Source organism: Streptomyces albiaxialis (genome assembly GCF_039530985.1).
Taxonomy (GTDB): domain Bacteria; phylum Actinomycetota; class Actinomycetes; order Streptomycetales; family Streptomycetaceae; genus Streptomyces; species Streptomyces albiaxialis.
Genome location: NZ_BAAAPE010000016.1, coordinates 179,038 through 192,154, shown reverse-complemented (window position 1 = coordinate 192,154; position 13,117 = coordinate 179,038). Strand labels below are relative to the sequence as shown.

Genomic DNA, 13,117 nt, shown 5'->3' with positions numbered 1-13,117 from the left:
GAGAACGACTGATCCGAACGTGAGGACCGACCGCGTGAGCAACGTTCCGAACATCACGCTCAACAACGGCGTCACGATGCCGCAGCTCGGCTTCGGGGTCTGGCAGGTGCCGGACGAGGAGGCGCGGAAGGCCGTCGCCACCGCGCTGGAGACGGGTTACCGCAGCGTCGACACGGCCGCCGTGTACGAGAACGAGCAGGGTACGGGCCGTGCCCTCGCGGGCTCCGGCATCCCCCGCGACGAGCTGTTCGTCACGACGAAGCTGTGGAACGGCGACCAGGGGTACGACTCGACGCTGCGCGCCCTCGACGCCTCCCTCGACCGCCTCGGCCTCGACCACGTGGACCTCTATCTCATCCACTGGCCGATGCCGGAGGTCGACAAGTACACCGACACCTGGCGGGCGTTCGAGAAGATCCACGCGGACGGGCTCGCCCGCGCGATCGGCGTCTCCAACTTCCAGCCCACACACCTCAAGCGCCTGATCGACCTGGGCGGCACGGTCCCCGCGGTCAACCAGATCGAGCTGCACCCGCGTCTCCAGCAGTCCGTGCCGCGCGCCTTCCAGGCGGACCACCGCATCGCCACCGAGGCCTGGTCGCCGCTGGGCCAGGGCGGCGAGGTGCTGCGCGACCCGGTGCTCGCCGAGATCGCCGCCCGGCACGGCAAGACACCGGCCCAGGTGGTGCTGCGCTGGCACCTCCAGCTCGGGAACGTGGTCATCCCCAAGTCCGTCACGCCCGCCCGTATCCGCGAGAACATCGACGTCTTCGACTTCGAGCTGGGCCCCGAGGCGATGAAGGCCGTCGCCGCGCTCAACACCGACACCCGGCTGGGCGCCGATCCGGACACGATGAACTGGATGAGCTAGGGGTCTCCGGCAGGACCGCCGCTCAGCGCGCCCCGTGTCCCGGCGCGATCCCTTCGATCCGCCGGGCCAGGGCGATGTCCTTGGCGGTGATCCTGCCGCCCACACTGTGCGTGTTCACGGAGACCGCCAGCGTGTTGTAGCCGAGCGTCAGCTCGGCGTGATGGTCCAGCTCGTCCTGGATCGTGGCGATGTGGATCACCATCGCCGCGGCGGGCAGATGCCCGTCGAAGGAGTAGGCGCGGGCGATGCTGTCGCCGTCCGTGGTCCAGCCCGGCAGCTCCGCCAGCGCCTTCTCGGTCTCCTGCGGGGTCAGCGGCTCGGGTGCCATGACGCGTTCCTCGTTCCGTCGCGGTGGGTTCCGCACTCCTGAAAACACTTCCAGCCTGCCACGTTCCTTCGGTTACCGTCTGGTCCATGACGGCACCCCCGGACGACCGCCCCCTCGGCACGCTGCTGCGCGGCTGGCGCGAGCGCGCCGGCTTCAGCCAGCTCGAACTGGCCCTGCGCGCCGACTCCTCCGCGCGCCACATCAGCTTCATCGAGACCGGCCGCACCGCGCCCAGCCGCGAGATGGTGCTGCGGCTGGCCGACACCCTCGACGTCCCGGTGCGGGAGCGCAACGCGCTGCTGCTCGCCGCCGGTTTCGCGCCCGCCTTCCCCGCCACGCCCCTCGACGACCCCTCGCTGGGCACGCTGCGCGGCCACCTGGAGCGGATGGTCGCGGCGTACGAGCCGTATCCGGCGATCGTCGTGGACGGGGTCTACGACGTGATCGCCGCCAACCGCGGCGTCGCCACGCTCGCGGAGGGCGTCGCCCCGCATCTGCTGGAGCCGCCGCTCAACGCGATGCGGCTCACCCTCCACCCGGAGGGCCTGGCGCCCCGCATCCGCAATCTGCCCGAGTGGCGCGGCCATCTGCTCGACCAGATGAGCCGCCAACTCGCCCTCCACCGCTCGCCCGGACTGCGCGCGGTGTACGAGGAGGTCGAGGCGTATCCCCTGCCCCCGGGCAGCGAGGAGCGCGCGGAACGGACGGGGAACGGGAGCCCGTTCGCCCTGCCGATGCAGATCGAGCACGGGGGCGAGGTCCTCTCGTTCCTCTCGACGATCGCCACGTTCAACACCCCGGTGGACGTGACGGTCTCCGAACTGGCCGTGGAGACCCTCCTCCCGGCCGACCCGGCGACCGCCAAGGCGCTCCAGGAGGCGGTGGGCACCTGAGCCCTGATCCGGGCGACCGAGGTGTCCCGGTTGCACCCACCATGACCGTTATGGTGCCGCCATGGCCGACAGTTCCCCGCACCACCGCACGGACCGCGCCTGACCCTCCGCATCGGCAAGGAGGAACTGGTCGTCCGACGGCGGTACGAGGCCGCCAGCATCGTCAACGACGCCCTGGTCGCGCTCTGGTTCATCGCGGGAAGCGTGATGTTCTTCTCGTCCGGGTGGGAGAGGACCGGTATCTGGTGCTTCCTCCTCGGCAGCATCGAGCTGCTGGTCCGCCCCGCCATCCGGCTCGCCCGCCAGGTCCACCTGGGGCGGCTGCGCGACGACGCGTCCGACGCCGCCGGGCGGGAATCCTCGCAGGACTTCTGACCTGCGGAATCGTGGCATCCCCTAGGTAATGATGACTAGACGGGGGTGTACCCAGCACCACCCCCTTGGCCGTACCAGCCCCACCCCCACAGGCGTGCTGCACGGCTGTCAGCGCCCCATGCGGTGCCGGAAGGCTGGTACGCATGACGACAGCGATCGAGGCACCACCGTCCCGCCCCCGGGCCCGCACCCAGGGAAGTGACTTCTCCCGGCTCACGCACAGGATCAACGAGGCCGGGCTGATGGCACGCAGGCCCGGCTACTACGCGATACGGCTCAGCGTGGTCGGACTCGCGTTCGCGGGAGGCGTCGCGGCGCTCCTCACCGTGGGTGAGAGCTGGTGGCAGCTCGCCGTCGCCGTATATCTGGGACTGGCCTACGGGCAGATGGCGCTCGTGGCCCACGACCTCGCGCACAAGCAGGTCTTCCGCTCCCGCAGGGCCAGCGAGCTGGCGGGCCGCGTCGTCGGCAACATCGGCATCGGCATGTCGTACGGCTGGTGGATGAACAAGCACACCCGCCACCACGCCAACCCGAACCACGAGGAGCTGGACCCCGACGTGGCCCCCGACATCCTCGTCTGGTCGAAGGACCAGGCGCGGGAGGCGAAGGGGCTGCCGCGGTTCATCGGCCGCCACCAGGCCGCGCTCTTCTTCCCGCTGCTGACGCTGGAGGGCTTCAACCTCCATGTGTCGAGCTTCCGGGCGCTGCGCGAGCCGCACATGAAGCGCAAGCGGCTGGAGGGCGGGCTGCTCCTCGCGCACACGGCCGCCTATCTGGGCCTGCTCTTCCTGACCCTGCCGGTCGGCATGGCCTTCGCCGTGCTCTTCCTGCACCACGCCGTCTTCGGCGTCTACCTCGGCTCGATCTTCGCGCCCAACCACAAGGGCATGCCCACCCTCAAGGGCGACGAGCGGCCCGACTTCCTGCGCCGCCAGGTGCTGACCTCGCGCAACGTGAAGGGCGGCTGGTTCACCGACATCGCGCTGGGAGGGCTCAACTACCAGATCGAGCACCATCTCTTCCCGAGCATGCCGAGCCCGCATCTGCGCCGCGCGCGGCCCATCGTCATGGCGTACTGCGCGGAGATCGGCGTCTCGTACCACGAGACCGGGCTCGTCGCCTCCTGGAGGGAGGCCCTGCGTCACCTGCGCGAGGTCGGCGTCCCTATTCGCGAGGCGGAGACAGCGGGCTCGGGCTCCGGCCCCGCCCCGGACTCCCGCCCGGACACGGACTCCGTCCCGGAGACCTCGTCGGCGTCGAAGTGAGGAACGGCGACGCCGGGACGCGGCGCCGCGCACTCGTCCAGCCAGCGGCGCAGCACCCGGTGCACGTCCTCGGCGCCCACCAGCGGGGCGCCCGGCTCCTCGGTCGGCGGCGACAGCTCCAGAGGTGACAGGAGGAACGGGTGGCTCTGCTCGCCGCCCAGCCCGCCGTGCGAACCGATCTGCTCCTCGAACGCGTGGACAGCGCCCGTCTCCGGGTCGACCGACGAGTTGACCATGATGTCGGGCGCGTTCGGAAAGCGGGCCGTGCGCAGCACGGCCCGGGCCGTGCCCGGCCCGAACGGCTCCAGCGGATCGGCCCCGACGACCTCGCCGGTCGCGAGCCGGCGCTCGCCGCCGCCGCGCCCCAGGACGACGGGGCCGTGCTCCTCGCTCTCGACCAGCACGAAGCCGATGCCGGGATGCTCGGCGAGCGTCCGCAGCAGCGCGGGCCGGAGCGCCTCGATCCGCTCACGGCTCGTCCGGCCCGGCTCGTCCGGGAACGAGACCAGGCCCAGGTTCCCCGACGCCAGCACCACGGGCCCGGTGCCCCGGCGCGGGGCGCCCGCCGCGTCCGTGGCGGGGTCCTCGGGCTCGGGCCGGTGCAGCGCGGCGCGCGCCGCCGCGCGGGCCTCGCAGCCGCTGACGGTGCGCCGGGCCCGGCGCGGGACGCGCAGCCCGCAGCCCGCGCGGACGAGGTCCTCCAGCGTCAGGCCATAGGCCCCCTCGAACGTCTCGCCCTCGCTCTGCCCGTGGTCCGAGAGCAGCACCAGCCGGTACGGGCGCGGGGCGCGCTCGGCGACCTTGGCGATCAGCGCGACCGAACGGTCCAGCCTGCGCAGCACCTGGTGGGTGTCCCGGCCGCGCGGGCCGGAGTGGTGGGCCACCTCGTCGTACCCCACCAGGTCCGCGTAGACCGCGGTACGGCCGCTGAGGATGTCGCCCAGCACCGCGGCGACCACCACATCCCGCTCGACGACCGTCGCGAAGGCCCGCACGAACGGATAGAGCCCGCCCCGCCCCACGCGCGGCCGCTCGCGCCGCGCCAGCGCCCGCGTCGACTGCCACATCTCGCGCGCCACCTCGGCGACGAAGGACACGGCGGTACGCGTCGCGTTCGCGGGGTCCGAGAAATACGCGAAATACCCGGCGCGGGAGCGGGTCTCCTTGCCGCGCCGCGCCGAGGTGGAGAGCACGAGCGCGACCTGGGCTGCGCCGCCGGTGAACAGATTGCCCCTGCTCGCCCCGTCCAGCGCGAGGAGGCCCTTGTCGCCGGTGCGCTCCACGGCGCGGCGCTGCAGCTCGACGGCGCTGGTCGGCCGGTTGCTGACCATGACCTCGCCGGTCTCCTTCTCGTACCACCTGAAGGCGGGCACGTCCTCCGTGCTGCCGTGCAGGATGCCGAGCTGGCTGGCGCCGGTCTGGCTGGACCAGTCGGTGCGCCACGGGGTGAGCCGGTGGCTGCTGCCGCACATCGCGGCGACGACGGGCATCAGCGGCGGCGCCCCGCCGGACGGTTCGAGCGCGTCCCTCAGCACCCCGTAACCGAGGCCGTCGAGCTGGAGGAAGACCACGCCGGGGGTGTCCGGGAGCTCGGCCCGCCCCTCGCGGCGCCGCCTGCGGCCCGCGATCCGGGCCAGCCTGCGCCGGTACGCCCCGTCGTCGTGGACGGCGAGGAAACCGCTCGTCGCCGAGGACGCCGCCGACATCGCGGCGGCCACCACGACCGCCGTCGTCGGATCGGCGGTGCCGCGCCCGTAGGGGATCAGGGAGAGCGCGAGCCACAGCAGCGAGCCGTTGAGAAAGAAGACCAGCAGACCCAGCACCAGCGCGGGCACCAGCAGCAGGGCCCGCACCAGCACGGGCCAGACGAGCGCGCTGAGCAGGCCGAAGGCCCCGGCGCCCGAGGCGGCCGTGATGCCGATGACGGTCGCGCTGTCCCCGTCCGCCGACTGGAGCCGGAAATCGGGCAGCGCCCCGGCGAGCAGCAGCATGGTCAGCGTGCTGACCGCCCAGACCGCGCCGACGCGCAGCAGGGTCGCCCCGAGGCCCCGCCATCCCACCCGCATGCGTCGCCCACCTCCATCGCCCCGCGCCCGCGGGACTTCGTCCACTTTTTCATAGTCCGCCACCGGGCCGGACGGCGCTGTGGATAACTCCCGGCGACCCCCGCGCGACCCTGTGGGACCCCGCGCGGCCCGCGCCCGCCGCCGCGCGCTTACGCTCGTACGTGCAAGGGGCGCGCGGGCGCGCGTCCGGGAAGCGGCGCGGCGGAGGGAGCCCCGTGGCGGTCGAGGTCACCTGGTGGGGCCATGCCACCGCGACGGTGCGGGACTCGGGCGTCACGGTGCTGACGGACCCGCTGCTGGTGCGGCGCCTCGCGCACCTGCGCAGACGGCGCGGCGCGCTCCCGCCCCCGTCGGCGGCGCTGGCCGACGCCGTACTCGTCTCCCACCTGCACGCCGACCATCTGCACCTCGGCTCGCTGGCCCGCCTCGCGCCCGGCACCCGCGTGGTGCTGCCGCGCGGCGCGCGGCGCGCCGTGCCCGGGCTGCGGCGGCTGGCGCCGCTGCTGGACCTGCGGGAGGTCGCGCCGGGCGACGAGGTCCGCGTCGGCCCCGTGACCGTACGGGCCGTGCCCGCAGCGCACGACGGGCGGCGGCTCCCGATCGGGCCGCACGCCTCCCCCGCGCTGGGATACGTGGTCGAAGGCGAGGCCCGTACGTACTTCGCGGGCGACACCGGGCTCTTCGACGGGATGGCCGAGGCCGTGGGTCCCGTGGACACGGCGCTGCTGCCGGTCGGCGGCTGGGGCCCGTTCCTCGGCGAGCACCATCTCGACCCGGGCCGCGCCGCCGAGGCCCTGGCCCGGCTCCGGCCCCGCAGCGCGGTGCCGGTGCACTACGGCACGTACTGGCCGATCGGCATGGACGCCGTGCGGCCCCACGAGTTCCACTCCCCCGGCACCGAGTTCGTCCGCCTCGCCGCCGTCCCCGCACCGGAGGTCGCGGTGCATCTGCTGGGGCACGGGGAGAGCGTCCGGCTGGAGGAGGCCCGGTGACGAGCCTCTCCGAGATCGCGGACGTGGTGGCGCGGCAGGTGGTGGCGCCGCCGGAGGCGACACAGCAGGCGGTGGGCTATCCCTCGCTCTTCCTGCTGGTCGTCGTCGGTTCGCTGGTGCCCGTCGTGCCGACGGGCGCGCTGGTCTCCGGCGCCGCCGTGGTCGCGCTGCACCAGAGCCTGCCGGTCTTCTCGCTGCTGACGGTGTTCGGGGTCGCGGCGTTCGCCGCGTTCCTCGGGGACATCGGGCTGTACTGGCTGGGCAAGCGCGGGGTCGGCTCGAAGAACGGCTCGCGCTGGCTGGCGGCGCTGCGGGAGCGCGCCGCGCCCGAGCGGCTGGAGCAGGCGGACCGCAAGCTGCGCGAGCACGGCGTGGCCGTACTGGTGCTGTCCCGGCTGGTGCCCGCGGGGCGGATCCCGGTCATGCTGGCGTGCCTGCTGGCCCGTATGCCGCTACGGACGTTCGCCCGCGGCGACGTCTTCGCGTGCCTGGCCTGGGCGGCGGCCTACCAGTTGATCGGCATCGCGGGCGGGGCCCTCTTCCCCGAGCCGTGGGAGGGGATCGCGGCGGCGGTCGGCCTCACCCTGGTGATCAGCGCCGCGCCCTCGGTCTGGCGTCGCCTGCGCGCCAGGGGCCGCGAACGGGCCTCGGCCCCAGAGGCCTGAGCCTTGAGGCCTGAGCCTTGAGGCCTGAGCCTTGAGGCCTGAACCTGACACCTGAGACCCGAGGCCTGCGGGGCCACCGCTACTCCAGGACGCGCGAGGCCCCGACCGGCAGGTCCCAGAGCGCCTCGCGGGGGCGGCCCGCGTCCGCCCAGGCCGCGCGCACCCGGCGCAGTGGTTCGAGGGGCGGCTCGCCCGAGAGCAGGAACGTCGACCAGTGCATCGGGGCCATCCGGCGGGCCCCCACGTCCTGGCAGGCCAGCACCGCTTCCTCGGGGTCGGTGTGGACGGGGCGGAGCATCCAGCGCGGGTCGTACGCCCCGATGGGGAGGAGCGCGAGGTCGATGCCGGGGTAGCGGCGGCCGATCTCGGAGAACCAGTGCCCGTAACCCGTGTCGCCCGCGAAATAGAGCCGCTGGCCGTGGCGGTCGGTGAGGACCCAGCCGCCCCACAGGGAACGGCAGGTGTCGGTGAGGGTGCGCTTGGACCAGTGGTGCGCGGGGACGAAGTCGAACCGCACCTTGGCGCCCCAGGGGGCGGGCAGCTCGGCGCCCTCCCACCAGTCCAGCTCGGTCACGGTCGTGAAGCCCCGTCTGCGGCACCAGTCGCCGAGCCCCGCGGGGACGAACAGATACGTGTCGCGCGGGAGGCGCTTGAGGGTGGGGGCGTCGAGATGGTCGTAGTGATTGTGGGAGATGACCACGGCGTCGATCTTCGGGAGGTCCTGCCAGGCGACGCCGACGGGCGTGACGCGCGCCGGGGTGCCGAGGATCTTCCGGGACCAGACGGGGTCCGTCAGGACCGTGAGCCCGCCGATGCGCACGACCCAGCTCGCGTGCCCCGCCCAGGTGACCGCGAGGGTGTCGGCGTCGGGCTCGGGGAGCGGGCCCGGCGCGAACGGCAGCCGGGGGATCTCCTCCCGCAGCGCCACCGCGCTCGGCCGCATCGCGCCCTCCCTGGCCATCCGCGCCATCGCGCGCACGCCGGGCAGCGGCGAGGTGAGCCGGTCGGCGAACGAGCGGGGCCACAGCCGCTTCGCGCCGAGCGGATGCGCCTCGGAGCGCTCGGCGGGGCGGGGGCGCGAAGGGGGCGGGGAGATCGTCAGCAGGTGCGTGTGAGCCGCTTCGCCGCTTCCGCCGCCCTCGGGGGGCACCTCGGGCCGCCCTGAGCGCCCGGCGCGCTCGGAACGCCCGGCGCGCTCGCCGGTCTGTCCGATCCGCTCGGCCTCTCCGATCCGCTCGGCCTGTCCGGTCCGTTCGGTCTGCCCGGCTCGCTCGGTCTGTCCGGTCCGCTCGGTCCGTTCGGTCATCTACTGAGGGCTCCCATCCGTGAGATCCGCGAGCACCGACTGCACAGTGACCAACGCCTGGGCCGCGCCGAGTGATTCCTGCGCGGCCCGACCATCTTGCGTGGTCAGAGGGGACCCGCGCACCTCGGCGAGGACGTCGGTGGCGAGCCGGACGCGCAGGGCGCGCGGATCGTCGCCGAAGCGGTGGCCCCCGTCCGCGTACGGACCGAGGCGGCGCACCAGCTCGGCCTCCAGGCCCGCCGCGTCGGTGATACCGCGCGCGGCGAGGCGGGAACGGGCCTGCTCCATGTCCGCGTAGAGATGCCGCCCGGCGTGCGGCGGGCGGCACAGGGCTCCGGCGTCGGTGACGGCCCGGCACAGCGCGGCGCCCCGCTCGCCGTGCAGCCGGGCGGCCTCGGCGCGTCTGCGGCGCTCGTCCTCCGGCTCGGAGAGCGCCTCGGCCGCCGCGGCGGCGACCGGGTCCGACAGCTCGGTGTGGAGCGCGGCGAGGATCCCGCGGACCTCCTCGCCGAGCGCCCGTCCCCTGCCGTGGGCGGGGAAGCGCGCGACGCCCGCGTGCAGCCCGGGCGCGAGGAGCGCGGCGCCGAGGGCGGCGAGGACCACGACGGCGTCCGCGTGCGGGGTGCCCTCCATCATCTCGACGGGGCTGACGGTCACCGTGTCGTGCGGGTCGTGCGAGGTGTCGCGCCAGCTCTCGTCGCTGACGAGCACGAGGCCCTCGCCGGCCGCCGCCTCGCACACCTCGTGCAGCAGTTCGGGGGGCGCGGCCGTGCCCGTGACGTCGTCGGCGACGGAGAGCACCAGCAGCCGGGGCTCGTCGCCCTCCTCGCGGGCCCGGCGCACCGTCTCCAGCAGTGCGAACGGGTCGGGCACGCCGCCGCACTCCGCGGGCACCGGCACTCCGCGCACGGGGCGGCCGAGGAGCCGGGCCTGCGGCGCGAACCACGCGGAGCAGGGGCGGGGCAGCAGCACGCCGCCCCCGACGGCCGCCAGCACGGCGAGCAGCAGCAGCGGGGCGCCGGGCGCCGCGGCCACCTGGGTGGGGTCCGTGCGCATGCCGCGCCGGTTCCAGAAGTCGCTGGCCTCCACGTCGATGGTGCCGATGGTTCCGGCCCGGTCCTGGTCGGTGCGCCGCATCCGTCCCTGCCTCCGCCGCTGCCTGTGTGTACGTCAGACAACCCTTGCAATCCGTACACCTTGGCAGAAGGGTGTGACGGCGGAGAGCGCCGACACTCCCCCGCCGCCGCCACCCGTGCGGCGGCCTACGGCCAACGGCCGAGCTTGCGGAGCTTGTCGGGCAGGCCGCGGCCGCGCGTGCGCACGATGGCCTCGGCGATGTCGTGGAGCTTGCGGTTGCCGCGCTGGGAGAGGGTGCGCAGCAGGGCGAACGCCTCGTCGTCGTCACAGCCCGTCACGGCCATCACGATGCCGCAGGCCCGGTCGACCACGGGCCGGGAGCGCAGCGCGGAGTCGAGCTGCTCGACCTCCTCCAGCGCGGCCTGGTAGCGCACCTCGCGCACCAGGACGGAGGCGGCCAGCTCGCCCAGCAGCGCGGTGCTGCTGCGGACCGCCTCGTCCAGCCGGTTGGGGCGGAAGGAGCAGACGGTGAGGGTGAGCGTGAGCCCGTCGCGCCGGTACGGGAGCGTGGTACACGAGCGGAGGCCCGAGTCGAGCGCCTTGGCCCGGTAGTCGGGCCAGCGGTCGAGGGTGAGCAGATCGTCGCCGCCCGCGGGGCGGCCGGTCTCCAGCGCGGTGAGCAGCGGCCCGTCGCCGCAGGCGCGCTGCACGGCGACCAGCGCGGCCAGGTCGGGGTGGGTGGCCGCCACCTCGCCGGGCCCGTCCGGCAGCCCGGTGGCGTCCGGCGGCTCGGCGGCGGACGCGGCGGTGTCGTCGGTGAGGGTGGCGATGGCGCCACAGCAGTCGGGGCTGAACCGGGCGGTCTGCTCGGCCACGGTGGCGAGGCTCCGGCCGAGGGAGGCTTCTCCCGGGGCCCGTTCGTCCGGGTCGAGCTGCGTCTCTTCAGCAGCTCCGGACGGGTGCGGGGTGTGCCGGGAGTACCTCATGGCGCACGGCTGCCCCGTCCAGGAGATCGAAAAACGGTCGTATCCCCTCAGCTTGACCTAGATTCTTGGCCAAAGCTGCGAGACGGGGTCCGAAGGGGCTCCGTCCGGATACGTTGAACCCCATGGCCGGGGTAGAGGAATACGGTTCCGAGCTCGCAGATTTCCGCAGGAGGGTCGAAGAGCTCAAGTCGGCGCGCGCGCTGCCGCAGGGGGAGCCGATGTCGGCCCTCGACGCGGCGCTCTTCGAACTCCAACACGTGGTCGACGTCCTGTGGCCCCGGTACGTGCAACTCCTGGCGGCGTCGGGACGGCACGGCGGCGGCGAGCACCCGGACACCCGCGAGCAGCAGCTCCTGCGCGCGCTCTTCCAGCGGCTGCCGATGCCCGTCGTGCTGCTCGACCGGGACGGCGTGGTGCGCAGGCTGAACGTGGCGGCGTCCGAGCTGTTCGCGATCCGCCCGGGGTATGCCTCGGGCCGGGCGCTGACCGGCGCGCTCAACCACGGCGTGCGGGCGGCGTTCCGCTCCCAGGTGGCGGCCGTGGCCCGGGGGGAGGGCGCGCGGAGCCTGCGGGTGCGGCTGCTGGGCGTGCCGGACCCGGAGAACCCGGCCGGGGGCGAGCTGCGGGCCACCCTCACGCCGCTGCGCCCGCCCCGGGAGCAGCGCAGCGCGGTGCTCGCGGTCTTCCAGCTCGCCGCGCAGAACGCGGCGGCGCCGGCGACCCGCCCGCCCGGCGACGTGGACGGCGAGGTGAGCGTCGACGGCGCCCCGGTCCACGGCGACCTGGTCACGCGGCCCCCCGCGCTGTCGGAGATGACGCGCCACGCGGAACTGCTGGACCTGGTCGACGACATGGCCTCGGAGCTGCTGGTGGCCGCCTCGGCGCAGGAGGCCGTGGAGCGGGCGGCGGCGGTGCTCCAGGAGCGGTTCGCCGACTGGGTGGTCGTGGACACCCGCACCGACGCGGACGGCCCGCTGCGCCGCGCGGCCGTACGGGTCTCCTGCGACGCCGATCCGGCGGTGCGGGAGGCCGTCGCCGCCCAGGACCCGGCGCGGGTGCCGCTCGTCGTGGACGCGGTGGAGCGGGGCCGCGAGGCGCTCCAGGTGCGGCCCGAGGCGCCGGGGGTGCTCGGCCAGGACGAGGGCGGGGCCCCCGTCCTCGTGAGGACGGAGGCCAGTTCGCTCGTCTGCGTACCACTGGAGCTGCCGTCGGGGACGGTGCTCGGGGCGCTGACGCTGTTGCGCACCGGGGGCCGGAGGCCGTTCGCGATGGCCGAGGCCGGGGCGGTGTCCCGGATGGCCCGGCATCTGGCCCTCGCGCTGCACCGGTGGTCGTGAGCCGGGGGACCGGAGGCCGCCCGTCGCGCCGGCCTCCGGTGTCCGCGGCCCGTTCCCTAGTGGGCGTGTGCGACGGCCCGGCGCCGTACGCGGCGGTCGCGCTGGCGCGGCAGCTCGGGGCACGGGGCGTCGTTCTCCACCTCGCGGTGGATCTGGCTGCACGTACGGCTGATGAGCCGGGAGACGTGCATCTGTGAGATGCCGAGCTGCTCGGCGATGCGGTTCTGCGTCATGTCGCAGAAGAAGCGCATGTAGAGGATCCGCCGTTCGCGCTCCGGCAGCATGCGGAGGCGGGGCTTCACCGCTTCGCGGTAGACGATCTGGTCGAAGCCGGGCTCCGGCCCGCCCAGGGTGTCCACGAGCGAGTAGCCGTCGTCGGCGCCCGGCAGTTCGGCGTCGAGGGACAGGGTGCTGTAGCTCTCCAGCGCCTCCATGCCGACGAGGACGTCCTCCTCGGTCATGCCGCTGTGCTCGGCGATCTGCCGCACGGAGGGGCTGCGCCCGTCCTGCGTCAGGCTGAGTTCGCGCTGGCTGGAGCGTACGCGGTTGCGCAGCTCCTGCACGCGGCGCGGCACGTGCAGCCCCCACATGTGGTCGCGGAAGTGGCGCTTGACCTCGCCGACGATCGTCGGGACGGCGAAGCTCTCGAACGCGCATCCGCGCGAGGGGTCGTAGCGGGCGACGGCCTTCACGAGGCCGAGCGCGGCGACCTGTTCGAGGTCCTCCAGCGCCTCGCCGCGGTTACGGAAGTGCCGGGCCAGCCGCCCGGCCATCGGCATCCACGCCCGCACCACCCGCTGCCGCAGCTCCTCCTTCTCCTCGCCGTCCGGCAGTTCAGCGATACGCCGGAAGTCGGCCGCTGTGTCGGGGGCGTCGTCGTGAGGGTGCCTTGCACGCTTCGTACGCGGTCGTACGGTCATTTCCTGTGCTCTCCCCTACAGGTGACGGAGATC

The 13,117-nt window shown here is 74.1% G+C and carries 12 protein-coding genes and 1 pseudogene; 7 read left to right on the top strand and 6 right to left on the bottom strand.

From position 1 onward, the window contains the following. Positions 1-34: 34 nt before the first annotated feature. The gene (locus ABD343_RS32355) at positions 35-871 is read left to right on the top strand and encodes an aldo/keto reductase (RefSeq protein ID WP_344533351.1); all 837 of its coding nucleotides are present in this window, start codon (positions 35-37) and stop codon (positions 869-871) included. 22 nt (positions 872-893) lie between these two features. Here the strand turns inward: ABD343_RS32355 and ABD343_RS32350 are convergent, their stop codons facing one another. Further along, positions 894-1,199 carry a 4a-hydroxytetrahydrobiopterin dehydratase gene (locus ABD343_RS32350; RefSeq protein ID WP_344533349.1) on the bottom strand — a complete coding sequence of 102 codons (306 nt, stop codon included), beginning with the start codon at positions 1,197-1,199 and terminating at the stop codon, positions 894-896. An 86-nt stretch (positions 1,200-1,285) separates the two neighbouring features. Here ABD343_RS32350 and ABD343_RS32345 point away from each other — a divergent pair, with 86 nt between their 5' ends. The 3 genes and pseudogenes from ABD343_RS32345 to ABD343_RS32335 all read left to right on the top strand — a co-directional run. After that, positions 1,286-2,092 (top strand): helix-turn-helix domain-containing protein, encoded by an 807-nt coding sequence (locus ABD343_RS32345; RefSeq protein WP_344533347.1) that lies wholly within the window; start codon positions 1,286-1,288, stop codon positions 2,090-2,092. Between the two features lie 99 nt (positions 2,093-2,191). Next, entirely contained in the window at positions 2,192-2,467 is a 276-nt protein-coding gene (locus ABD343_RS32340) for a YrhK family protein (RefSeq protein ID WP_344533867.1), read from the top strand. Positions 2,468-2,610: 143 nt separating this feature from the next. Beyond that, positions 2,611-3,657 (top strand): annotated as a pseudogene (locus ABD343_RS32335) (fatty acid desaturase family protein); the annotation flags it as partial. On the opposite strand, the gene ABD343_RS32330 reads toward ABD343_RS32335, so the two are convergent. Beyond that, positions 3,612-5,801 (bottom strand): phage holin family protein, encoded by a 2,190-nt coding sequence (locus ABD343_RS32330; protein WP_344533345.1) that lies wholly within the window; start codon positions 5,799-5,801, stop codon positions 3,612-3,614. The pseudogene ABD343_RS32335 and the gene ABD343_RS32330 overlap by 46 nt on opposite strands. Before the next feature lie 215 nt (positions 5,802-6,016). Here ABD343_RS32330 and ABD343_RS32325 point away from each other — a divergent pair, with 215 nt between their 5' ends. Both ABD343_RS32325 and ABD343_RS32320 read left to right on the top strand, forming a co-directional pair. After that, on the top strand, positions 6,017-6,793 hold the full coding sequence (locus ABD343_RS32325) for an MBL fold metallo-hydrolase (protein ID WP_344533344.1): 777 nt from the start codon (positions 6,017-6,019) through the stop codon (positions 6,791-6,793). Then, positions 6,790-7,458 carry a DedA family protein gene (locus tag ABD343_RS32320; RefSeq protein ID WP_344533342.1) on the top strand — a complete coding sequence of 223 codons (669 nt, stop codon included), beginning with the start codon at positions 6,790-6,792 and terminating at the stop codon, positions 7,456-7,458. The genes ABD343_RS32325 and ABD343_RS32320 overlap by 4 nt, the downstream gene beginning before the upstream one ends. A gap of 79 nt (positions 7,459-7,537) precedes the next feature. On the opposite strand, the gene ABD343_RS32315 is transcribed toward ABD343_RS32320, so the two are convergent. The 3 genes from ABD343_RS32315 to ABD343_RS32305 form a co-directional block, all read right to left on the bottom strand. Beyond that, positions 7,538-8,764 (bottom strand): MBL fold metallo-hydrolase, encoded by a 1,227-nt coding sequence (locus tag ABD343_RS32315; protein WP_344533340.1) that lies wholly within the window; start codon positions 8,762-8,764, stop codon positions 7,538-7,540. Further along, positions 8,765-9,901, bottom strand: coding sequence for an aminotransferase class I/II-fold pyridoxal phosphate-dependent enzyme (locus ABD343_RS32310; protein ID WP_344533338.1), 1,137 nt, complete (start codon positions 9,899-9,901; stop codon positions 8,765-8,767). A 125-nt stretch (positions 9,902-10,026) separates the two neighbouring features. After that, positions 10,027-10,827 carry an ANTAR domain-containing response regulator gene (locus ABD343_RS32305; protein WP_344533336.1) on the bottom strand — a complete coding sequence of 267 codons (801 nt, stop codon included), beginning with the start codon at positions 10,825-10,827 and terminating at the stop codon, positions 10,027-10,029. 122 nt (positions 10,828-10,949) lie between these two features. Between ABD343_RS32305 and ABD343_RS32300 the strand changes: the two genes are divergently transcribed. Next, complete coding sequence (locus tag ABD343_RS32300; RefSeq protein WP_344533334.1) at positions 10,950-12,164, top strand: PAS domain-containing protein; 1,215 nt, start codon at positions 10,950-10,952, stop codon at positions 12,162-12,164. Positions 12,165-12,220: 56 nt separating this feature from the next. Here the strand turns inward: ABD343_RS32300 and ABD343_RS32295 are convergent, their stop codons facing one another. After that, positions 12,221-13,084, bottom strand: a complete 864-nt coding sequence (locus ABD343_RS32295; RefSeq protein WP_344533332.1) for a SigB/SigF/SigG family RNA polymerase sigma factor — start codon at positions 13,082-13,084, stop codon at positions 12,221-12,223. Positions 13,085-13,117 lie beyond the last annotated feature (33 nt).